Source organism: Kitasatospora sp. NPDC088861, from assembly GCF_044750105.1.
In the GTDB taxonomy this organism is placed as follows: domain Bacteria; phylum Actinomycetota; class Actinomycetes; order Streptomycetales; family Streptomycetaceae; genus Kitasatospora.
On record NZ_JBIVJF010000036.1, the window covers coordinates 20,617 to 41,476 of the forward strand.

General features: G+C 74.7%; 23 protein-coding genes. 7 read left to right on the forward strand and 16 right to left on the reverse strand.

Translation table 11 applies throughout. The features are described from left to right. Window positions 1-87: 87 nt before the first annotated feature. The gene (gene dacB / locus ACIP37_RS34155; protein ID WP_363632091.1) at window positions 88-1,719 is read right to left on the reverse strand and encodes a D-alanyl-D-alanine carboxypeptidase/D-alanyl-D-alanine-endopeptidase; all 1,632 of its coding nucleotides are present in this window, start codon (window positions 1,717-1,719) and stop codon (window positions 88-90) included. Between the two features lie 76 nt (window positions 1,720-1,795). On the opposite strand from dacB, the gene ACIP37_RS34160 reads away from it, so the two are divergent. Beyond that, complete coding sequence (locus tag ACIP37_RS34160) at window positions 1,796-2,287, forward strand: inorganic diphosphatase (RefSeq protein ID WP_063348256.1); 492 nt, start codon at window positions 1,796-1,798, stop codon at window positions 2,285-2,287. 215 nt (window positions 2,288-2,502) lie between these two features. Then, entirely contained in the window at window positions 2,503-3,171 is a 669-nt protein-coding gene (locus tag ACIP37_RS34165; RefSeq protein ID WP_363586572.1) for a biliverdin-producing heme oxygenase, read from the forward strand. 94 nt (window positions 3,172-3,265) lie between these two features. On the opposite strand, the gene ACIP37_RS34170 is transcribed toward ACIP37_RS34165, so the two are convergent. Continuing rightward, window positions 3,266-4,927: an HtaA domain-containing protein gene (locus tag ACIP37_RS34170; protein WP_363625020.1), complete on the reverse strand. Its 1,662-nt coding sequence runs from the start codon at window positions 4,925-4,927 to the stop codon at window positions 3,266-3,268. 57 nt (window positions 4,928-4,984) lie between these two features. Further along, window positions 4,985-6,535 carry an HtaA domain-containing protein gene (locus ACIP37_RS34175; protein ID WP_363632088.1) on the reverse strand — a complete coding sequence of 517 codons (1,551 nt, stop codon included), beginning with the start codon at window positions 6,533-6,535 and terminating at the stop codon, window positions 4,985-4,987. A gap of 185 nt (window positions 6,536-6,720) precedes the next feature. On the opposite strand from ACIP37_RS34175, the gene ACIP37_RS34180 reads away from it, so the two are divergent. Genes ACIP37_RS34180 through ACIP37_RS34190 form a run of 3 tightly spaced genes read left to right on the forward strand, consistent with a single transcriptional unit; the run spans window position 6,721 to window position 9,616 of the window. Then, window positions 6,721-7,746, forward strand: a complete 1,026-nt coding sequence (locus ACIP37_RS34180; RefSeq protein WP_400808916.1) for a hemin ABC transporter substrate-binding protein — start codon at window positions 6,721-6,723, stop codon at window positions 7,744-7,746. Continuing rightward, window positions 7,743-8,804, forward strand: coding sequence for an iron ABC transporter permease (locus ACIP37_RS34185; RefSeq protein WP_363586567.1), 1,062 nt, complete (start codon window positions 7,743-7,745; stop codon window positions 8,802-8,804). The genes ACIP37_RS34180 and ACIP37_RS34185 overlap by 4 nt, the downstream gene beginning before the upstream one ends. Beyond that, on the forward strand, window positions 8,801-9,616 hold the full coding sequence (locus ACIP37_RS34190) for a heme ABC transporter ATP-binding protein (RefSeq protein WP_363586566.1): 816 nt from the start codon (window positions 8,801-8,803) through the stop codon (window positions 9,614-9,616). Before ACIP37_RS34185 ends, ACIP37_RS34190 begins: the two co-directional genes overlap by 4 nt. A 61-nt stretch (window positions 9,617-9,677) precedes the next feature. Here the strand turns inward: ACIP37_RS34190 and ACIP37_RS34195 are convergent, their stop codons facing one another. From ACIP37_RS34195 to ACIP37_RS34205, 3 genes are all read right to left on the reverse strand, one after another. Further along, entirely contained in the window at window positions 9,678-9,887 is a 210-nt protein-coding gene (locus ACIP37_RS34195) for a dodecin (RefSeq protein WP_063348261.1), read from the reverse strand. A 182-nt stretch (window positions 9,888-10,069) separates the two neighbouring features. Continuing rightward, window positions 10,070-11,032, reverse strand: a complete 963-nt coding sequence (locus tag ACIP37_RS34200) for an asparaginase (RefSeq protein WP_363586565.1) — start codon at window positions 11,030-11,032, stop codon at window positions 10,070-10,072. A 74-nt stretch (window positions 11,033-11,106) separates the two neighbouring features. Beyond that, entirely contained in the window at window positions 11,107-11,727 is a 621-nt protein-coding gene (locus tag ACIP37_RS34205; RefSeq protein ID WP_363632086.1) for an ABC transporter substrate-binding protein, read from the reverse strand. A gap of 500 nt (window positions 11,728-12,227) precedes the next feature. Between ACIP37_RS34205 and dtd the strand changes: the two genes are divergently transcribed. After that, window positions 12,228-12,668 carry a D-aminoacyl-tRNA deacylase gene (gene dtd / locus ACIP37_RS34210; protein ID WP_363586563.1) on the forward strand — a complete coding sequence of 147 codons (441 nt, stop codon included), beginning with the start codon at window positions 12,228-12,230 and terminating at the stop codon, window positions 12,666-12,668. Window positions 12,669-12,687: 19 nt separating this feature from the next. Here the strand turns inward: dtd and ACIP37_RS34215 are convergent, their stop codons facing one another. The 3 genes from ACIP37_RS34215 to ACIP37_RS34225 all read right to left on the reverse strand — a co-directional run bounded on the left by ACIP37_RS34215 (window position 12,688) and on the right by ACIP37_RS34225 (window position 14,834). Continuing rightward, window positions 12,688-13,650 (reverse strand): glycine cleavage T C-terminal barrel domain-containing protein, encoded by a 963-nt coding sequence (locus ACIP37_RS34215; protein WP_363586562.1) that lies wholly within the window; start codon window positions 13,648-13,650, stop codon window positions 12,688-12,690. 10 nt (window positions 13,651-13,660) lie between these two features. After that, window positions 13,661-14,125 (reverse strand): transcriptional repressor, encoded by a 465-nt coding sequence (locus ACIP37_RS34220; RefSeq protein ID WP_363586561.1) that lies wholly within the window; start codon window positions 14,123-14,125, stop codon window positions 13,661-13,663. Between the two features lie 106 nt (window positions 14,126-14,231). Then, the gene (locus ACIP37_RS34225) at window positions 14,232-14,834 is read right to left on the reverse strand and encodes an FABP family protein (protein WP_063348266.1); all 603 of its coding nucleotides are present in this window, start codon (window positions 14,832-14,834) and stop codon (window positions 14,232-14,234) included. Window positions 14,835-15,182: 348 nt separating this feature from the next. Here ACIP37_RS34225 and ACIP37_RS34230 point away from each other — a divergent pair, with 348 nt between their 5' ends. Then, on the forward strand, window positions 15,183-15,545 hold the full coding sequence (locus tag ACIP37_RS34230) for a DsrE family protein (protein ID WP_063348267.1): 363 nt from the start codon (window positions 15,183-15,185) through the stop codon (window positions 15,543-15,545). Window positions 15,546-15,548: 3 nt separating this feature from the next. Here ACIP37_RS34230 and ACIP37_RS34235 read toward each other — a convergent pair whose 3' ends face one another. The 7 genes from ACIP37_RS34235 to ACIP37_RS34265 all read right to left on the reverse strand — a co-directional run bounded on the left by ACIP37_RS34235 (window position 15,549) and on the right by ACIP37_RS34265 (window position 20,285). Further along, the gene (locus ACIP37_RS34235) at window positions 15,549-15,821 is read right to left on the reverse strand and encodes a DUF3099 domain-containing protein (RefSeq protein WP_350885170.1); all 273 of its coding nucleotides are present in this window, start codon (window positions 15,819-15,821) and stop codon (window positions 15,549-15,551) included. Window positions 15,822-15,939: 118 nt separating this feature from the next. Then, complete coding sequence (locus ACIP37_RS34240) at window positions 15,940-16,230, reverse strand: DUF1416 domain-containing protein (protein ID WP_030059605.1); 291 nt, start codon at window positions 16,228-16,230, stop codon at window positions 15,940-15,942. A 38-nt stretch (window positions 16,231-16,268) separates the two neighbouring features. Then, window positions 16,269-17,105 (reverse strand): sulfurtransferase, encoded by an 837-nt coding sequence (locus ACIP37_RS34245; protein WP_363632085.1) that lies wholly within the window; start codon window positions 17,103-17,105, stop codon window positions 16,269-16,271. 231 nt (window positions 17,106-17,336) lie between these two features. Next, on the reverse strand, window positions 17,337-17,417 hold the full coding sequence (locus ACIP37_RS34250; protein ID WP_350517234.1) for an Ms5788A family Cys-rich leader peptide: 81 nt from the start codon (window positions 17,415-17,417) through the stop codon (window positions 17,337-17,339). A 300-nt stretch (window positions 17,418-17,717) separates the two neighbouring features. Then, complete coding sequence (locus ACIP37_RS34255) at window positions 17,718-18,443, reverse strand: DUF2993 domain-containing protein (RefSeq protein WP_363586559.1); 726 nt, start codon at window positions 18,441-18,443, stop codon at window positions 17,718-17,720. Between the two features lie 166 nt (window positions 18,444-18,609). Next, a complete protein-coding gene (locus ACIP37_RS34260; protein WP_363632083.1) occupies window positions 18,610-19,986 on the reverse strand; it encodes a hypothetical protein in 1,377 nt (458 codons plus the stop codon). A 5-nt stretch (window positions 19,987-19,991) separates the two neighbouring features. Next, on the reverse strand, window positions 19,992-20,285 hold the full coding sequence (locus ACIP37_RS34265; protein ID WP_400808927.1) for a MoaD/ThiS family protein: 294 nt from the start codon (window positions 20,283-20,285) through the stop codon (window positions 19,992-19,994). Window positions 20,286-20,860 lie beyond the last annotated feature (575 nt).

The window sequence follows — 20,860 nt, forward strand, 5'->3', positions numbered from 1 at the left end:
GCTCCCACCCACCAGCGGCAGCCACCCGCCACGAACACCCTCACCCCGCCCCCGGCGGGGCGGGGGCCGCGGGCGGGCGGGGGCGGGTCAGTGGCAGCCGCAGGCGGCGAGGCGGGCGGCGATGCGGTCCATGGCGGCGCGCGCGGTGTCGGCGGGGGCGGTGGTGCGGGTCATGACGGCGAAGGCGAGGAGGCGGCCGTCGGCGTCGACGACGGTGCCGGCGAGGGTGTTGACGCCGCTGAGGGTCCCGGTCTTGGCACGGATCAGGCCGGCCGCGTCGGCGGCGCCCGAGCCGGTGCCGTAGCGCTTGCCGAGGGTGCCGGTGAAGCCGGCGATGGGCAGGCCGGTGAGGACCGGGCGCAGGGTCGGGTGCTGGTCGGAGGCGGCCAGGGCGAGGAGTCGGACGAGGACGGCCGGCGGGACGGCGTTGCCCGGGTGCAGTCCGCTGCCGTCGTTCAGGGACACGCCCGCCATCGGCACGCCGAGCTTGGCGAGTTCCCGGGTGACGGCGGTGGCGGCGCCCTCGAAGCTGGCCGGTTGGCCCGCGGCGAGGGCCGCCTGACGGGCCATCGCCTCGCCGATCTGGTTGTCGGAGGTGGTGAGCATGCGCTCGACCAGCCGGGCGACGGTCGGCGAGTCCACCCGGCCGAGGACGGGGGCGGCGGAAGCGGCCGGGGCGGCGGCGGGCCTGGCCGTGCCGTCGACGGTGACGCCCTGGGCCTTGAGCAGAGCGGCGAAGATCTCGGCGGCCTTCCCGGCCGGGTCGGCGACCCGGGCCGGCGCATCGTCACGGCTCTTGGGGTCCACCTTGGCCTCGTCGACCATCAACGGGACGACCAGGGCGATGTTCTGCCCGTCGTGGTTCTTGTGCTGCGGGTTGCCCGCGTACATCGACAGGTCGTAGTCGAGCTTGACGGTGGTGGTGCCGGCGGCCTTGAGGGCGGCGGCGGTCTGCCGGGCCAGGGCGTCGAGCGAGGCGGGGGCGGTGTCGGCGTCGGCCGCCCGGCCGCCGATCTGGACCTGGTCGGCGGGCAGTGCGGTGAGCGTCGGGTCGCCGCCGCCGACCAGGGTGATCGTGCCGGGGTCCGCGCCCCGGACCACCCGGGTGGTCAGCCGGGTGTCGCCGGGGATCAGCGACAGGGCCGCGATCGCGGTGGCCAGCTTGGTGGTGGAGGCGGGGGTGGCCGGGGTGTTCTCGCCGGAGCCGTACAGGAGTTGGCCGTCGGCGGCGTCCGCGACGGCGAAGGTGACGGTGCCGAGGCTCTTGTCGGCGACGGCGGCGGCGAGCGCCTGCTGGAGGCCCTGGGCGGTGGGTGCGGCGGCGGGGCCGCCGGCCTCGACGGTGGCCAGGACGGCGCCGGGGGCGGGGGCCGGGCGGGCGCCGCCGCCCGGGGCGGGGGCCGAGCCGGTGGGGCCCGTGGAGCCGGTGCCGGTGGGCGTGGAGCCGCCGGTGGTGCCGGGGGCGGTGAGCTGTTCGCCCGGGCGGGTGGCCGGGGTGTCGCCCGGCCTGGGCTTGCCGTCGCCCCTCCCCCGGCCGCCCTTCCCGCCGTCGCGGCCGTCGCCCTCGCCGTGCTCGGTGCTGTGGCCGCCGGGGCCCGGGGAGGGCTGCGCGTACGCTCCGCCCGAGGTCAGGACCGTTCCGGCGACCAGCAGGGCCGCTCCGAACAGTCCCGCGGCCGTCCCCCTGCGGCGGCGCGCCGCCCCGACCCCTGTTCCCACCGACCGGCCCCTTTCCTGAGCACTCACTCCCGTAGGAGACACTTGGATTCTGTCAGTCCCTACCTTGGAGGAACCGTTGGAATTCGACGTCCTTATCGAAATCCCGAAGGGCTCTCGTAACAAGTACGAGGTCGACCACGAGAGCGGCCGGCTGCGGCTCGACCGGATGCTCTTCACCTCGACCCGCTACCCGGCCGACTACGGCTACGTGGAGGGCACGCTCGGCGAGGACGGCGACCCGCTGGACGCGCTGGTGATCCTGGACGAGCCGACCTTCCCGGGTTGCCTCATCAAGTGCCGTGCCATCGGCATGTTCCAGATGACCGACGAGGCCGGCGGCGACGACAAGCTGCTGTGCGTTCCGGCCACCGACCCGCGCTGGGAGCACCTGCGGGACATCCACCACGTGTCGGAGTTCGACCGCCTGGAGATCCAGCACTTCTTCGAGGTCTACAAGGACCTGGAGCCCGGCAAGTCCGTCGAGGGCGCCAACTGGGTCGGCCGCGCCGAGGCCGAGGCCGAGGTCACCGCTTCGATCAAGCGTCTGGCGGAGCAGGGCGGTCACTGAGCCGTCGTTCCGATCTCGTTCGATCAGATAGTTCTGAGCAGTTCGAGGTAGGTCGGGGCAGCCGGAGGCCGGGGTTCGCGGATTCGTCCGCGGGCCCCGGCCTTCGCCGTGTCCGGGGCCGGGCGCGGCCGTCTTGCCGACAGCCTGTCGGCAAGACGGCTTGTTAGGTTAGGCTAACCAAAACAGTCGGGGCCGAATCCGATCCTGGAGGCCGCATGCCCACGCCCGAGCCCGTCCCGTTCTCCACCGCGCTCCGCACCGCCAGCAGCGAGGAGCACGAGGCTGCGGAGCAGTCCTCGTTCATGAGCCACCTGCTGGGCGGACGGCTCGGGGTCGAGGCCTACGCCGACCTCACCGGCCAGCTCTGGTACGTCTACCGGGCCCTGGAGAACCGCGCCGGACACCTGGCCGAGCACCCGCTCGCCGGGCCCTTCATCGACCGGGCGCTGCTGCGCACCGCTGCCATCGAGCGCGACCTGGCGCACCTGCGCGGGCCGGACTGGCGGGACGGCCTGGCGCCGCTGCCCGCCACCGCCGCGTACGTCGCGCGGGTGGAGGAGCTGGCCGAGACGTGGCCGGCCGGGTACATCGCGCACCACTACACCCGCTACCTGGGCGACCTGTCCGGCGGTCAGATCATCCGCGGCATCGCCGAGAAGACCTGGGGCTTCGAGCGCAAGGGCGACGGCGTGCGGTTCTACGTCTTCGAGGAGGTCGACAATCCGGCCGCCTTCAAGCGCGAGTACCGGGCCCGGCTGGACGCCGCCGGGCTGGCGATGGACGAGGTGGAGCGGCGCCGGGTGGTCGAGGAGTGCAAGCGGGCCTTCGTGCTCAACGGCGCGGTCTTCCGGGACCTGGACGCGCGCTACCCCCTGAGCGCCTGAACGTTTCTCCTGAGGCGCACCCGCCCGGGTGCGCCAACGGATCGGCCCCGGCGAGCGGTTGCTCGCCGGGGCCGCCGCGCGTCCCGGGGGTGCGTCAGGAGCGCGCGCCGCGCCGGTTGCGCACCAGCACGGTGGCGCTGCCGCCGACCAGCAGCAGACCGGCCGCGGTGGCCAGCAGCGGGACCACCGGGGTCTCCGAACCGGTGGCGGCCAGCACGCCGCCCGCACCGCCCGCGCTGCCCGCACCGGTCAGGCCGCCGCCGGTGGTCAGCGAGGCGCCGCCGACCGTGCCGGTGCCCGAACCCTGGCCTCCGGCAGGCTGGTTGGCGCCACCGGCACCGGCACCGGACCCGGCGGTCGGCGGGGTGGCCGGCAGCTTGGCGTCCTTGTCGAACGCCAGGGTGGCGCTGACCGGGTCCAGGGCCGTGCCCGCCGGGTAGTTGGAGAACACCGGGACACCCTCGGCGGTGAGCGTGGCCGGGACGCCGGAGAGCGTCACCACGCCGTTGACCGGCTTCAGGGCGGAGGCGGGCACGTCCAGCTTGGCGATCCGCGCGCCGCTCAGCGACGTCGCCTTGCCGTCGGGGGACTTGCCGTTCACGTCGGCGGTCAGGAAGGCGCCGCCCTGGTCGATCGTCAGGCCCAGCTTGGAGAGCGTGGTGTCGAGCGCCCAGCCGTCCTTGCCGGGGTGGCCGAGGAAGCGGACCGAGCCGTCGAAGGCGGCGGTCAGCGAGTGGTCGGCGGTGTTGTAGCCGCCGGTGGCGCCGCCGAAGCGGTAGTCGGCCGCGCCGCCGCCGAACTCGACCTTGCCGCTCGCCATCGGGGTGGCCAGGTACGCGCGGAAGCTCTCCTTGACCGTCCAGTCGAGGGTCCCGTTCAGCACGGGCAGCCGACCGGGGGCGCCGGTGGGCGCCGGGGTCCCGGTCGCGGACGGGGTGGCGCTCGTGGACGGCGAGGCGGTGGCACTCGGCGACTGCGTCGCGGACGGCGTCGAGGTGGCCGACGGCGTGGCGGAGGGCGTGGCCGTCGGCGTGCCGGTGGCGGACGGCGAGGCGGTCGGCGTGCCCGTGGCGGACGGCGTCGACGTCGGGGTCGGGGCCGTCGGCGAAGCGGTGGCGGTCGCCGTGGCGGTCGGCGACGGCGTCGCCGGGCTCTGCTTCAGCAGCAGCGACAGCGGGTCCATGTCCGCCCCGGCCGCGTAGAAGCCCGCGAAGGCCTTGGCGCCCTGCTCGGTCAGCTTCGCCGCCGTCGGCACCCCGGTGGTGGTGTCCCGCCCGACGGTGAACGTCACCAGCGGCACGTCGTCCCGTCGGGTGACCTCGGTGGCGCCCATCGACTCCTTGGAGGCGGTGTCGGCGGTGAGCGTGCCGGTCGTCCCGGCGGTGGTGACCTTGAGGTCGCTGAGGGCGACGTCCAGCGCGCCGTGGTGGGCGGTGAAGCGGACCCCGCCGGTGAAGGAGGAGCTCAGCGCGTGGGTGGCGAGGTCGTACGTGGCGTTCGCCAGGCCGAAGTGGAAGGTGCCGTCGGCGTTGGTGGTGGCGCCGCCGGTCAGTTCGATGGCGCCGCCCTGGGAGGCCGGGCCGCTGACGTAGCTGCGGAAGCTGGCCTTCACGCCCCAGTCCAGCGAGCCGGTGTCGTACGTGACGCTGCCGGGACCACCCGCGCCGAAGGCCAGTGCGGGGGCGCCGAGGGCGGTCAGGCCGAGGCCGGCGGTGGCGGCCGCGAGGGCGGCCAGCCGGGTGCGGTTGCGGGACATGGTGGGTACTCCGTTCGGATGGGGCGGGGGGAGGGAGCGGGGGGACGCTCCGGGGTGTCAGGCCGCGTCGCCGGGGCCCGGCGCGGCACCGGGGCCGCCGTCGGCGCCCGCGCCCGACGCGGCGGCCGCGCGGCGGCGCCGGACGAGCAGGCCGCCGGTCACGGCGAGCGCGGCCACCAGCACGGCGCCGCCGGCCACGGCCGCCACCGGGAAGCCGCCCGGGGAGGAGGCGGCGGCGACGGGCGCGGCGGAGGGGCCGGTGGCGGGGGTCGCGGTGGCGCTCGGCGCGGTGGCCGGGGCGCTGCCGAGGTCGGGCAGCGGGGGCAGCGCGGCGGCCGGGTCGAGCGCGACGGCGAAGCTCAGCGGGTCCATCTCGGTGCCGGCCGGGTAGAGGCCGCCGAAGGCCTTGGCGCCGCCCTCGGTGAGCTTCAGCGGCACCTCGACGGCCTTCAGCAGGCCGCCCTCGGGCTTGAGGCCGGCCGGGTCGAAGGCGGCCAGCTCGACGCCGGTGAGCTGCTGGGTGGCGCCGTCCGGGGTCCGGCCGGAGACGTCCGCGACCAGTCGGCCCTGGCCTCCGGCCACGGTGACGCCCGGGTTGGCGAGGGTGAGGTCCAGGCCGTAGGTGTCGCCGCTGCGCAGGCCGGTGAAGCGCACGGTGCCGGTGAAGGCGGCGGTGAGGTCGCCGTTGGCGGGGTCGTAGCCGCCCTTGGCCGGGGTCCAGCGGAAGTAGGCGCCGCCGTCCGCCGCGCCGGCGCCGAGTTCCCAGCGGCCCTGGGCGATCGCGCCGGTGACGTAGTCGCGGAAGGTGCGGCGCACGCCCCAGTCGAGGGCGCCGTTCGCGAACTCGGTCCGGGCGGGGGCCTGGGCGACGGGCGGGGCGGTCGGGGTCTCGGCGGTCGCCGACGGCGTCGGCACGGCGGCCGCCGAGGGGGTGGCCGCGGCGGTCGGCGACGGGGTCGACGAAGTCGGCTGCGCGGCGGGCAGGTTGACCGAGAGGGTGAGCGGGTCCAGGGCCGTCCCGGCGGGGTAGAAGTTGCCGAAGGCCTTGGCCCCGGCGTCGGTGAGGGTGCCCGGCACGTTGCTGAGCGTCAGGGTGCCGGCCGCGCCGCGCAGGTCGACGCCGGCCAGTGAGAGCTCGGCCAGTTTGGCCTGGCTCGCGCTGCTGACCTGCCCGGTGTCCTTGGACTTGCTGCTGACGTCGGCGTACAGCCCGGCCGCGCCGCCCTGGACGGCCCGGACGGTGAGCCGGCCGAGGCTCAGGTCGAGCGCGTTGGCGCCGTTCTCCTGGTGCCCGGTGAACCGGACCCCGCCGGAGAAGGCGGCGGTCAGCGCACCGGTCGCCGGGTCGTAGCCGCCGGTCGCGGAGTGGAACCGGAAGGTGCTGCCGCCGACCGTGGCCGCGCCGCCGTTGAGCGTCCAACTCCCCTTGGCGATGGGCCCGGTGATGTATGTCAGGAAGGACTGCTTGATGCCCCAGTCCAGCCGTCCGCCGGCGACCTTGCCCTCCGCCGCGTGCGCCGGGCCAGGCGACAGGCCCACCGCCAGCAGGGCGGCGAGGGCGGCCACCAGGGTGGCGGCCAGACGGCGGAGCCGGCTGGACAGGGGCACGGCGGATCACTCCTCGGCGGGGTGCGGTCAGTGGCGGTGAAGGACGCGGCAAGGGAGGGGTCGGGCGTGGCGCCGACCCCCTTGCGGAACTCAGGTAAGGCTAACCTAATATATGAGTCAAGAGTCCCGCCGCAACCCCTCCACCAGGACCAGAGCGGCGACAACTCCCAGTGAAGGGAAGCGCGTTGAGCAGCAGTACGATCCGAACCGGGGCGGCCCGCGGGCCCGCCCTCCTGCTGCTCGCCCTCGGCCTGCTGCTCGCCCTCACCGCCTGCGGCCCGTCCGGCACCGCCGGCGGAGCGGCCGCGGCGAGCTCCTCCCGGGCCCCCGACGCGGTCGAACCGCTGCCCGTCGAACCCGTCCCGCAGCTCCCGGCCACCACCGCCTCCGTCGACGGCCGCCAGGTCACCGTCACCAGCGCCGAGCGGATCATCCCGCTCAACGGCAGCCTCTCCGAGCTGGTGTTCAGCCTCGGCCTCGGCCCCAAGGTGGTCGCCCGGGACGTCTCCACCACCTTCCAGCAGGCCGCCGCCCTGCCGGTGATCACCCAGGCCCACGACGTGTCCGCCGAGGGCGTGCTGTCGCTGCACCCCACCGTCGTCCTCGCCGACCGTTCCACCGGCCCGGCCGAGGCCATCGCGCAGATCCGCGCGGCCGGCGTCCCGCTGCTCGTCCTGGACGACGCCAAGCGGCTCGCCGACGTCGGCCCGCGCATCGACACCGTCGCCGCCGCCCTCGGAGTACCGGACGCCGGACGGCAATTGAAGGAACGCACCGAACAGCGGATCGACGAGGCCAGGGCCGCCGCCCCGGCCGCCGCCCGCCACCCCAAGGTCGCCTTCCTCTACCTGCGCGGCAGCGCCTCCGTCTACCTGCTCGGCGGGCCCGCCTCCGGCGCCGGCTCGCTGATCGAGGCGGTCGGCGGCCAGGACGCCGGCACCGCCGCCGGCCTCACCGGCGACTTCACCCCGCTCACCAGCGAGGCCCTGGTCAAGGCCGCGCCCGACGCCATCCTCGTGATGAGCAAGGGCCTGGACTCGGTCGGCGGCGTCGACGGCCTGCTCAAGCTGCCCGGCGTCGCCCAGACCCCGGCCGGCCTCGACCGCCGGATCGTCTCGATCGAGGACGGCCAACTGCTCAGCTACGGCCCGCGCACCCCCCAGGTGCTCCGCGAGATCGCCGCCCAGCTCTACCCGGCGGACGCCAAGTGACCACCGCCGTACGGGCGAAGACCGCGCCCGCCGTCAGCAGGACCACCCTGATCACCGCCGGGCTCGCCGCCGCCCTGGTGCTCTGCGCCCTGCTCGCCGCCGGCATCGGCGCCTACCGCATCCCGCTCGGCGACATCCTGGCCTCCGCCGCCCACCGGCTCGGCCTCGGCGGGCACGCCCTGGACCGGGTGCCCGAGTCGGTGCTGTGGAACGTCCGGCTCCCCCGGGTGGTGCTCGCCCTGCTCGTCGGCGGCTCGCTCGGCTGCGCCGGGGCGCTGATGCAGGGCGTGTTCGGCAACCCGCTGGCCGAGCCCGCCGTGATCGGCGTCTCCTCGGGCGGCGCGGTCGGCGCGGTGGCCTGCATCGTGCTCGGCCTGGACGCCCTCGGCAGCTGGACGATCACCGCCTTCGCCTTCGCCAGCGGCCTGCTGACCGTCTTCGCGGTGTACCTGATGGCCCGCTCCGGCGGCCGCACCGAGGTGGTCACGCTGATCCTCACCGGGGTCGCCGTGAACGCCTTCTGCGGCGCGCTGATCGGGATCTTCCTGTTCACCGCCGACTCCGCCGCGATCAGCCAGGTCACCTTCTGGCAACTCGGCTCGCTCTCCCAGGCCACCTGGGGCAAGGTGCTCGCCGTCCTGCCGTTCGCCGCCGTCGGCCTGGCCGTCGCCCCGCTGTACGCCCGCAAGCTGGACCTGCTGGCCCTCGGCGAACGCCCGGCCCGCCACCTCGGGGTGGACGTCGAGCGGATGCGGCTGGTGCTGATCACCGTCGTCGCGCTGCTCACCGCCGCGGCCGTCGCGGTCAGCGGCATCATCGGCTTCGTCGGGCTGGTCGTCCCGCACCTGCTGCGGATGCTGGCCGGGCCCGGCCACCGCTTCCTGCTGCCCGCCTCGGCGCTCGGCGGCGCGCTGGTCCTGGTGGCCGCCGACCTCGCCGCCCGCACCGTCGCCGAGCCGGCCGAGCTGCCGCTCGGGGTGCTCACCGCACTGATCGGCAGTCCGTTCTTCTTCTGGCTGCTGCGCCGGACCAGGAGCCGGCAGGGAGGCTGGGCATGAGATTGCGAACCCCCCGGCAGGTGCCCGAACGGCCCCTGCCCGGAACCGAGTTGCTGACCGCCGAGACCGTCCGGCTGACCATCGGCGGGCGCGCCCTGCTGGACGGCGCGTCGGTGCGGGTCGCCGCCGGAGAGGTGGTCGCGCTGCTCGGGCCGAACGGCGCCGGCAAGTCCACCCTGCTGTCCGTCCTGGCCGGCGACGTCCGGCCGGACGGCGGCGAGGTCCGGCTGCGCGGCCGCCCGCTGGCCGGCTACGGCGCCGCCGAGCTCGCCCTGCACCGCGCGCTGCTGCCGCAGTCCGCCGCGCTGTCCTTCCCGTTCCCCGCCGACGAGGTGGTCCGGATGGGCCGCGCCCCCTGGACCGGCACGGCGTCCGCCGCCGAGGACGAGGCCGTGGTCGCCGAGGCGATGGCCGCCACCGAGTCCGCCGCCTTCGCCGGGCGCCCGTTCACCGCGCTGTCCGGCGGCGAGCGGGCCCGGGTGGCACTGGCCCGGGTGCTGGCCCAGCGCGCGTCGCTGCTGCTCCTGGACGAGCCGACCGCCGCCCTGGACCTGCGCCACCAGGAGCTGGTGCTGCGGGTCGCCAGGGAGCGCGCCGCCGCCGGGGACGGCGTGGTCGTGGTGCTGCACGACCTGTCCCTGGCGGCGGCCTACGCGGACCGGGTGGTACTGCTGAACGCCGGGGCGACGGTCGCGGACGGGCCGGTCGCCGAGGTGCTGCGCGCCCCGCTGCTCAGCGAGGTGTACGGCCACCCGGTCGAGGTGCTGGCGCACCCGCGCACCGGGGTGCCGCTGGTGCTGCCCGAACGCTGACCGGGCGCGGGGCCGGCGCGGCGGGGCTGCGGACGGGCCTGGGCGGGCCGCGGAAGCGGGCTCAGTCCTCCAGCCGGAAGCCGAGCTTCAGCCCGACCTGGTAGTGCTTCACCCCGCCGTCCTCCAGGTGGCCCCGGACCTGCGTCACCTCGAACCAGTCGAGGTTGCGCAGCGTCCGGGAGGCCCGCTCCACCCCGTTGCGGATCGCGGCGTCGACGCTCTCGGTCGAGGATCCGACGATCTCGGTCACCCGGTACACGTGGTCAGTCATGGCGGACTCCCTCAGCTGTGCGACGGCCCCCGGTCCACCGTGCACCGCCGCCGCTCCGCCCGCACGCCGACGGCTGCCTCCGGCCTCCCCGCATCCCCTGGAAGGCCGCCGGCAGGCCCCTGGCAGGCCCCGGGGAGGCCGCCGGCGCACCCCGGGGCGGCCGAGGGAGGCCGCGGAGGCCGCTAGAAGGCCGCCCGCACCTGCCCGACCGGGGCACCGCCGCCCAGCAGCGGGGCCGCCCCGATCCGCTCGACGGTCTCGTCCGCGCCGGTCACCCCGAGCCGGCGCAGCGCGGCCGCCAGCACCGGGCCGCGGGCCCGCTCGCCGCCGTCGTCGATCTTGAAGGCGAGCGCCCGCCCGTCCGGCAGCGCCACCACCTGGACGGCCTCGGCGCCCATCTTGGACAGCGCGCCGGGGACGGCCCGCATCAGCCAGGTGTCGGCCCGGCGGGTGCCGGCCACGTACTCGGGGTGGGCGCGCATCGCGTCGGCCACCCGGCGGGGCGCCGTGCCCTCGGCGGCCAGCACCAGGCCGCGGTAGCCGCGTGCCAGGCCGGTCAGCGTGACGGCCAGCAGCGGCGCGCCGCAGCCGTCCACCCCGGCGTGCGTGGCGGTCTCGCCGGTGCCCTCCTCCAGGGCCTCGCGGGCCAGCCGCTGGATCGGGTGCCCGGGGTCGAGGTAGCTCGCGGTGTCCCAGCCGTTGGCGACGCAGGCGGCCAGCCAGCCGGCGTGCTTGCCGGAGCAGTCCATCAGGACGGGGGCGCGGCGGCCGCCGGAGCCGAGCAGCAGTTCCGCCTCGGTCTCGTCGAGCGGGAGGTCGGCAGGGGTGCGCAGGGCGGACTCGTCGAGCCCCGCGGAGCTCAGGATGGTCCGGACACCGTCGAGGTGAAACGATTCCGCGGAGTGGCTGGAGGCGGCCAGCGCCAGCAGCTCGCCCTCGATCGCCAGCCCGGCCCGCAGCGTGGCCACCGCCTGGAACGGCTTGGCGGTCGACCGGGGGAAGACCGGCGCGTCGGGGTCGCCGAGCGCGAACTCCACCGAGCCGTCGGCGGCGAGCAGCACCAGGGAGCCGTGGTGGCGGCCCTCGGTGAAGCCCGAGCGTATGACCTCGGCGAGGACGACGGGCGGGGTGGCGGACTGGGACATGGCGGGAGCCTTCCGGGGGTGAGGGTGGACCGGGGGGCGAGCCGGGCCCCGCCCGCCCGTGGTACCTCACCCGGTCAGAGCGGCCCCCCTGCGAGCAGGTCCTCGACCCGTGCTTCCCCATCACGGTACCTGCGGGTGATCTCCGCGCTGCAACCGTCGGCCGTCCGCAGCAGCCGCTGCCGCCGCCCGGACACCTCGCGCTCGTGCGCGCGCAGCCGCTCCAGCGCGGCCAGCAGCTCCTCCGCCGGGTGCGCGGCCAGGTCGGCGAGCTGGACGTCCCCCATCAGTTCGGCCGCCTCCAGCTGGGACTCGTGGCCGCGCGGCGGCCCGAGCGTGACGTGCCGGGCCGAGCGCCGCACGGTGGAGGGCGCGTCGGTCAGGATGGCCGGGAGGCGGTCCAGCAGGTCGCCGGGGGGCCCGTCGGCGCCGCCCGCCCCGGCCGGCCCGGCCGCCCGGACCGGACCGCCGGGCCGGCGGTCGAGTTCGGCGCGCAGGATGTCCATCCGCCCGTGCAGCAGCCGCCGCAGGTAGGAGAGGTCGGCCTCCTGCTCCAGGGTCTCCCGGCGCAGGATCCGCAGCTGGTCCAGGCCCAGCCGCTCCAGATCGGGCTCTATCGCCGTGCCCAGGGCCCCGGCGCCCCCGGCGACCTCCGCCACGTGCCCGGACCGGTCCCACGCCGCGCTGCTCGCGTCCATCAACCAACCCACCTGCCGTCGTCCGATCCCGCCCGCTCGCGGCACTGCGTCCCTGCCGCCGGTCCGGCCCGTCCCCCGACGGGCTCACGCGTCCCGTCCGTTGGCACGCCCGGCCGCCCCCGAAGGTTCCGGTTCCCGGCCGGAACCACCCACCGGGGCGATGCCGCCAGAACGCCTGACCTACGGGCTCGACCGCCCGGCCGAGCCCGGCCCGGTGCGGCGGACCATATGGCGCGCCGGGCCCTCCGTACGGTCCACCAGCGTGCCACCCCGCCCGGCGCGGGCGCACCGCCCGTGCACCCGAACGGCCCCCTGGCGAACGGGGGTGGCTGATATGACCGGACCTTTCCGCAGGAAGAGCGGCGCCCGACCCCGCGCAGGCGCGCACCACCCAGCGTGCACCACCTGTACACGCGCCCCTCCCTCACGCCCCGGGTGCCCGTCGGGCACGGCGCCGGGTGCCCGTCGGGCACGCCCCGGGCCTCCGGCACAATGGCGGCATGCGAGCAGTGGTGCAGCGAGTGACCGAGGCCAGGGTGACCGTGGCCGGAGAGACCGTCGGCGCGATCGAGGGGCCCGGACTCTGCGTCCTGGTCGGCGTCACCCACGAGGACACCCCGGCCAAGGCCGCCCAGCTGGCCCGCAAGCTGTGGACGCTGCGGCTGCTGCCCGCCGACGACGAGGGCGTCGAGCAGTCCTGCTCCGACCTCGGGGCCCCGCTGCTGGTGATCAGCCAGTTCACCCTCTACGGCGACGCCCGCAAGGGCCGCCGCCCGACCTGGAACGCCGCCGCCCCCGGCCCGGTCGCCGAGCCCCTGGTGGACGAGGTGGTCGCCCGACTGCGCGCGCTCGGCGCCAAGGTGGAGACGGGCCGGTTCGGCGCCGACATGCAGGTGGCGCTGGTGAACGACGGCCCGTTCACCGTCCTCGTGGAGGTCTGACCGCAGCCGGGCGCACGGGCTACTGCGGGACGATCACGTCCTGGGTGCCCGGCACCGTCCCGGCCAGCAGCACCGCGTCCACCGGGACGTTCCGCTTGACGATCGCCAGCGCGATCGGCCCCAGCTCGTGGTGGCGGGCCGAGGAGGTGACGAAGCCGAGCGGGCGCCCGTCCGGCTCCGCGGCCAGCCGCACCTGCGTCCCGTGCGGGGGCAGCGTCTCCTCGGTGCCGTCCAGGTGCAGGAAGACCAGGCGGCGCGGCGGCCGGCCCAGGTTGTGCACCCGGGCGACGGTCTCCTGTCCGCGGTAGCAGCCCTTCTGCAGGTGGACGGCGGTGCGCAGCCAGTCCACCTCGTGCGGGATGGTCCGGTGGTCGGTCTCGAAGCCCAGCCGCGGCCGGTGGCCCTCGATCCGCAGCGCCTCGTACGCCCAGACCCCCGCCGCCGGGCCGTACCCGGCGGTCAGCTTCGCCAGCTCGGCGCGCGGCACGAACAGGTCGCGCCCGTACGGGAGTTCGCGCACCGCCGCGGCGCCCTCGACGGAGGCGGTGGAGCCCGCCGGCAGGTGCACCACGGCGTACTCGGCGGTCGCGTCGGCGACCTCCACCCGGTAGAAGAACTTCATGCTCTCCAGGTAGCCCAGCAGCGCCTCCTGGGTGCCCGGCTCGACGTGCGCCCAGGTGGTGGTGCCGTCGTCGACCAGGTAGAGCGCGTGCTCGACGTGCCCGTTCGGGGAGAGCACCAGCGCCTCGGTGGCCTCCTGCGGCGCCAGCGCGCTGACGTGCTGGGTGAGCAGCAGGTGCAGCCAGGCCAGGCGGTCCTGGCCGGTGACGGTGAGCACGCCGCGGTGCGAGAGGTCCACGAAGCCCGTGCCCCGCGCGAGGTTGCGTTGCTCGCGGAAGATGTCGCCGTAGTGGGCGGCGACGCCCTCGTCGGCGCCTTCGGCGGGGACGGCTCCGGGCAGGCTCAGCAGCGGGCTCTTCATACCGGCCAGCTTACGACCGGCCGTCCGCGAGCTTGGCGGTGCAGTCGGCGCAGCGGCCGAAGATGGCGAAGTGCTTGAGGTCGGTGTCGAAGCCGTGCTGTTCGCGCAGGCTGCGGATCAGCGGCTCGGCGATCTCGGTGCCGGTCTCGGAGACCTTGTCGCAGTCCCGGCAGACCAGGTGCAGGTGGTGGTGGCGGCCGGCCAGGTGGTAGGTCGGGGCGCCGTGGCCGAGGTGGGCGTGCGAGACCAGGCCGAGTTCCTCCAGCAGCTCCAGGGTCCGGTAGACGGTGGAGATGTTGACGCCGCTGGCGGTCTGCCGGACGTGGCAGAGGATCTCGTCGGGGGTGGCGTGGTCGAGGCGGTCGACGGCTTCGAGTACGAGCTGCCGCTGCGGGGTCAGCCGGTAGCCGCGTTCGCGCAGGTCGGCCTTCCAGTCGCCGGAGAGCTGCCAGTCGGTGGTGCCGGTGTCCGCCACGGTGCTGTCCCTGCCAAGGTCGGGGGTCCTGAGGCAAGTGTAGGGACCGGCCGGCGGCCGGTCCCTACCTCACGCGAAAGCCGTACCGCTCAGCGGAGCGCCGGGCTCACTTGAAGAACGCGATGCCGTCGTCCGGCAGGTCGTTGATGTCCTTGATCAGCTGGGCCGGGCTGAGCACCTTCTTCAGCTGGGCCGACATGTACGGGCGCAGCGGCACGTTCGGGGCAGCCTTCTCGCCGACCCAGAGCAGCTCCTCGTTGACGAAGCCGTACAGCCGCTTGCCGCCCGAGTACTCCGGCGAGCCCTCGATCCGGGCGACCGCGTCCGTGGAGACGTCGATCTGCGGCTTGCCGTCGGCCAGCTCGCCGTACCAGATCTCCACGGTGCCGTCGTCGCGGACGGACGAGATCTCGATCCCGCGGACGCCGCTGGTGCCGTCGTGGTTGCTGGTGATGCGCCAGAACGCGTGCTCGTTCTCCAGCGGGCGGACCTTCTCGCCCTCGTTGTCCAGCACCCAGGTGCGGGAGCGGAACTCCAGGAAGGGCCGGCCGTCGTGCCGGATCACGATCTCCTGGCCGAAGTTGCACTTCTCGGCGCCAGGGCCCTCTTCATCTGGCAACGGGGCATAGACGCCCGCGCCCTCCCAGGTGCCGAGGAGGAAGGCGAGCGGGACGACGTCCTTGTGGAGGTCGGAGGGGATCTCGATCATGTTCCTGGTCGCTGTCGTCGTCGGTGTGGGCTGCCTCAACCGTACGGCAGGATCAGCGCTGGCCCTGGTAGAGCTTCATCACCGAGAAGATGGCGAACCAGGTGATCAGCACGGCCATGAGGGCCAGCAGACCGTCGAAGAAGATTTCCAGACCGGACACGGGTGGCTCCCAGGCGGCGACAGTGTGGTGGATTTTGCTGCCGCTCACTCTATCCGCCGGTCATCGACCGGTCGCGGTGAGCCCCACCACGTCATCGTTCGCGCCGATTCTCCTCCGCCGTCCAAGGTTTCCCCAAGGGATCCCGGGATGACGGCGAGCGGGGGCCGCGAGCCCTCTAAGGTGGCGCCATGTCGAAGAAACTCGTCATCAAGGTCACCGCCGGGGCCGATGCGCCGGAGCGGTGTTCGCAGGCGTTCACCGTCGCGGCGGTGGCCGTCGCCAGCGGGATCGAGGTCTCGCTCTGGCTGACCGGGGAGTCCTCCTGGTTCGCCCTGCCGGGGCGGGCGGCGGAGTTCGAACTGCCGCACGCGGCACCGCTTCCGGACCTGCTGGAGGCGATCCTCGCGAGCGGCTCGGTGACGCTGTGCACCCAGTGTGCGGCCCGCCGGGGGATCGTGCAGCAGGACACCGTCGAGGGCGTCCGGATCGCGGGCGCGCAGGTCTTCGTCAGCGAGATCATGGCGGACAACGTCCAGGCACTCGTCTACTGACGGCTACGGGTGCTCCTCGTGGTCGGGGCGGTCCCGGTCGTGGCCGGGCTCGTCCCACTTCGGGTCGTCCCAGCGCGGGTCGTTCCACCAGTCGTCGTCCGGGTCCCGCTTGTTGGCGAACACGGCGGCGGCCGGCGGGATCACCATCGCGACCACGCACATGCCGATGGCGGCGGGCACGGAGAAGAACCTCACCACGCCCCAGGCCAGCACGAACAGGCCCAGGCAGACGCCCATCAGGGCGAAGTAGTAATGCCGCCGCCGCCTTGTCTGCACGTCTCCACGGTACGACCGAGGGCCCTGCCGCGGCAGGGCCCTCGGTGCACTCCGCCCGTGGATCAGGCGGATCGGGTGGTTCGGGTGGCTCAGGTGGAACGGGCGGATCGGGTACCGATCAGACCGCGATCGCGACCTCGACGGCGGTGCCCTGGGAGGCCACCACCTGACGGTCCACGGTCTGGCCCGGCACCAGCGCGCGCAGGGTCCACTTGCCCGGGCGGGCGAAGAACCGGAACTGGCCGGTCGCCGAGGTGGGCACCTCGGCCGTGAACTCGCCCCCCTCGTCGAGCAGCCGGACGTAGCCGTTGACCGGCTCACCGTCGCGGGTCACCGAACCCTGGATGATCGTCTCGTTCGCCACGTCAACTCCTGCCAGGTCCGGGCCGCCGGCCTTCGCACCGCACATGTCTTGTCTTCCCTTCTGACGACGGTCGAGCCGCGGGCTCAGTTGCTGCCGAGCTCGATCGGCACGCCGACGAGGCTGCCGTACTCGGTCCACGAACCGTCGTAGTTCTTGACGTTCTCCTGGCCGAGCAGCTCGTGCAGGACGAACCAGGTGAGCGCCGAGCGCTCGCCGATGCGGCAGTAGGCGATGGTGTCCTTCGCCAGGTCGATGCCCTCGGCCTCGTACAGCGCCTTGAGCTCGTCGTCGCTCTTGAAGGTGCCGTCGTCGTTGGCGTTCTTGGCCCACGGGATGTTGCGGGCGCTCGGCACGTGGCCGGGGCGCTGCGACTGCTCCTGCGGGAGGTGCGCCGGGGCGAGCAGCTTGCCGGAGAACTCGTCGGGCGAACGGACGTCGACCAGGTTGAGCTGGCCGATGGCCGCGAGCACGTCGTCGCGGAAGGCGCGGATCGAGGAATCGGCGGCCTGCGCCCGGTACTCGGTGACCTCGCGGGCCGGCACCTCGGCGACCAGGTCGCGGGAGTCCAGCTCCCACTTCTTGCGGCCGCCGTCCAGCAGGCGGACGTCACCGTGGCCGTACAGCTTGAAGTACCAGTAGGCGTACGAGGCGAACCAGTTGTTGTTGCCGCCGTAGAGCACGACGGTGTCGTCGTTGGCGATGCCCTTGGCGCTGAGCAGCGCGTCGAAGCCGGCCTGGTCGATGAAGTCGCGGCGGACCGGGTCCTGGAGGTCCTGCTTCCAGTCGATCCGGACGGCGTTGCGGATGTGGTTCTTGTCGTACGCGGAGGTGTCCTCGTCGACCTCGACGATGACGACCTTCGGGTCGTCCAGGTGGGCCTGGACCCAGTCGGCGTCGACCAGGACGTCGCTGCGGCTCATGGTGGTGTTCTCCATCCGAGGGCGGTGTGCGGAAGGTTCTGCTCGGGAGGTGCTGCTGGGTGCCCGGGCGACTGCGGTCCGAATTCCTGTCCGAATACTGGGACGGGGGTGGCGGTCCGGGCCGACCGGCGGGGAGCTGCGGGGTGCGGCGGCGACGGCCGGCCGGGGTGGCCGGGCAAGGTCACCGGGAAAATCGGCGGCGGGCTTCAACTGCCCAGCCAAAACGCCGAGTTAGCGCATTCGACACAGACAGGCGGCCACGCGGCACAGGTCGACCGCCCGCCGCTTCGTGAGATCCGTCTGTCGCTTCATGTCGACGATGCTAGGGACACCGGAGGCCCGCTGTCATCAGCGTACCGAATGTCGAGACTGAATAGCCCGAATACCGAGATTTGACCCTTTCATGGCCTGCGGGGCCGCCGTCCCGCCCGAGGCCGGCGGCCCCGGGCGGCCCACAACGGGCGGAAACGACACCGCTCCGCGAGAGGCACCGGACGGCGCGTCTCGCGGAGCGGAACGCAGGAGACGGAAGAAATGGAAGGAACGGAGGGAGGGAGCGGGGGGGAGGGAACGGGGGGAGGGAACGGCACGGGAGCGGAAGTGACCGGCCGGTCAGCCCAGCAGGTTGACGCCCTTGCCCTCGAAGGTCAGCTGCAGGCCCTCCGGCAGCGGCGTCGCCCCGTCCTTGTCGGCCAGTTTCAGCCCGGCCGGGAGCGAGTCGAGGGTGAAGCTCATCGGCTTCAGCCGCTGGTCGGTGACCCCGGCGAACATCCCGGCCAGCGCGCTGAGCTGGAAGCCGTCCGCGGTGACGGTGCTCCCGCTGCTGTGCACCGAGCCCTCGCCGACCGCGACCGGCCCCAGCGCGGCCTTGATCTTGCCCGGCCCGCCGTACGACAGGGCCAGCCGGGTGTTGCCGCCCACCGGCAGCTTGCCCGCCCCCGACATCAGCTGGGAGGCCGGCGGCAGCAGCTGCGCGAGGTCCGCGTACGAGATCAGGCCGCTGCCGGTGCCGCTGTCCACCGTGGCACTCCTCAGGCTGTCGCTCACCGTGACGCCGGACAGCCGGGCCTTGAAGGAGCGCAGCGCCACCTGGCGGCCGCCGTCACCGACGGTCAGGCCGTCGGAGGAGATCCGGACGTCGTCCAGCTTCATCGACAGCGCCTGGGTGAGGAACGGGAAGCCCTCGATCGAGATGTCCGGCCGCTGGCTCATCCGGCCGCTGCTCACCATCCGGTCGGCGGCCTGGTCCTCGGCCACCCCGACCGCGATCCGGTCGGCACCGACCAGCAGGCCGGAGAGCACCACCAGGCCGATCGTCGCCTTCAGCCATCCGCGCATCGCACTCCCCGTCGTCGCCGGTCGCCGTCGTCGTTCGCTGTCCTCGTCCGGTGTTCCTCGCCCGGCGTTCCATGGCGGCCCCGGCCAAGGCCGTTCCCGCCCGACCGTACGACGTCCCGCCCCGGAGCATGGTTCCGGAGCGGGACTCGCCGTCGTCGGCCGGGTGTCAGCCGGCCAGCAGGTCCGTGGCGATCCAGATCAGCGGCGAGGCCACCGCCAGCGGCAGCGCCACGCCCGCCGTCATGTGCACGAACCGGGACGGGAAGTCGTACGCCGCGACCCGTCGGCCGACCAGCGCACCCAGCCCCGCCAGCACCCCCAGCGCCGGCGGCGCGCCCACCAGCAGACCCAGCAGCACCGCCGCCGCCAGGCCCAGCACCGGGCCCAGCAGCTTCGGGCCGGGCAACGGCGCCGCCGCCAGCACGGTGGCCAGCGCGACCGCGCCCACCCCGGCCGGCACCCAGTCGGCCACCAGCAGCGAGGTGCACAGCGCCGTCACCACCGTGGCCGAGCCGAGCACCGTCAGCGCGTAGAACCGCTCCTTCGGGTCCGAGGGACGGAACGTCTGCAGCACCAGGACCAGCAGGAAGAACCCGCCCAGCGTGCCGACCACCGCCGCCACGCTGCCCTCGGAGTCCGCCAGCAGCACCGCCGCGTCCGCGGTCAGCCCGGCCAGCGCGGCGAGCGCGATGCCCTGGCGGGCCGGCCACATCCCGTTCAGCCGGAACCAGCCGGCCGCCGTCAGCACCTGGAGCAGCGCCACCACCAGTGCCAGCGCCACCTGCCCGAGCGCGGCGCCGCCGGCCAGCAGCGCGGCCACGCCGGCGGTGATCAGCGCGGGCTGAAGGCCCGGATCGATGATCGGCGAACCGGTCCGGCCGCGCGGGCCGGCGGGCGGTGCCACCGGCGCGGGCCGCGCCGGGACGGCCGCGTACGGCGGCGCGGCCGGGGCGCCCGCCGGGCCGCCGGGGGCGACCGGGCGCTTGAGCGTCATGGTCGGCGAGTCGAGGGCGGGCGCTCCCTGCCCCTGCTGCGGGGGCGCCGTCGGCGGGGCCGCCTGCCGCGGGACCGGTGCCGGAGCGGCGTGCCGGGCCTGCGGCGGCGCGGCATGCCGTGCCGCCGGCGGCGGCGGGGCGGGCGTCCAGGCCGGCGGAGCGGTCGGCATCGCGCCGGACACGACCACCGGCGGCAGCAGCGTCGTCGCGGCCGCGTCGTCCATCGGGGGCACGGGCGGCAGCAGCGTGGTGGCCGCGTCGTCCATCGGCGGCACGGGCGGCAGCAGCGTGGTCGCCGTGGCGTCGTCCAGCGCGGGGACGGGCGGCAGCAGCGTGGTCGCCGCGTCATCCATCGGCGGCTGACCGTACCCCGGGTAGCCGTACGGCGGCTGCTGCCCCGGCTGCGGCGCCTGGGCCTGCGGGTACGGCGGCTGCGGGTACGGGGGGTGGGGCTGCTGCTGCGGATGCCGGTAGGGCGGCTGGGGCGGCGGGGACTGCTGCGGCCACTCGCCGTAGCCGCCCTGGTTCGCGTTGTTCATGTCCGTCACGCCGCTCAGCCTCCCGCGAACGGGGGCAGCACCTCGACCGTGCCGCCCTCGGTGAGGGGCACGGCCGTGTGGTCCCGGCCGCCGACCTGGGAGCCGTCGACCAGGTAGGAGCAGTGCCCGAGCAACTGGACGAGCTTCGGCCGGTCCGCGTGCCGCCGCCTGGCCTGTGCCAGCGCCTCCGCCAGGGTCACCGCCTCGTACGGCTCCTCGGCCAGCCCGGCCTCGGACTTCGCGGCCGCCCAGTAGCGGATCGTCCCGCGCACCCGGGCGCCGCTCGCGGGCTCCGTGGTCACACCCATCGGGCCACCCCTTCTCGTCGTCCTCGCCCGGCCCCGGTGCCCCGGTCCGGCTCGCCACCGGGCCGCCCGACCACCCGAAAGATGGACTCGCACGGCGCCGCCGATGTGCGTCCCATGATGGCGTGTCCGCCGCCACGAGGGGCAATCGCCCTGGCCGAGGGGGCCCGGAGGACGGCTCGAAGCTGTGTCCAGGCTCACCCGGCGCGCGCCCGGATTGGGCGAACCGCCGGATTCGAGCCCTCCCGGCGCGGAGGGCCGTCGGCTATTCTCGACGTCCAAGAGGGATCCGGGCAGAGTCGCCCCCGGGTCCTTTTGTGCTTTCAGGACGCCAGTACGGACATTCTTGCGATTCGTCGGCCCACCCCCGGCGCGTCGCGGGAACCGCCCCGCCCCACGCGGCACGACGACGTGCCCCGGCCGGCCGGGGTGTCCACCCGGCACCCGGGCCGCCGCCCGGGACCGGAACAAACCGGAGGGTTCGCGGGATGAACAGGGCAGAAACGGTGCGCCAGGGGTTGCGGGACCCTCGGCGCGTGCGCCGTCGCGTCCTGCGCACCGGCCGGTCCTCCGGCGCT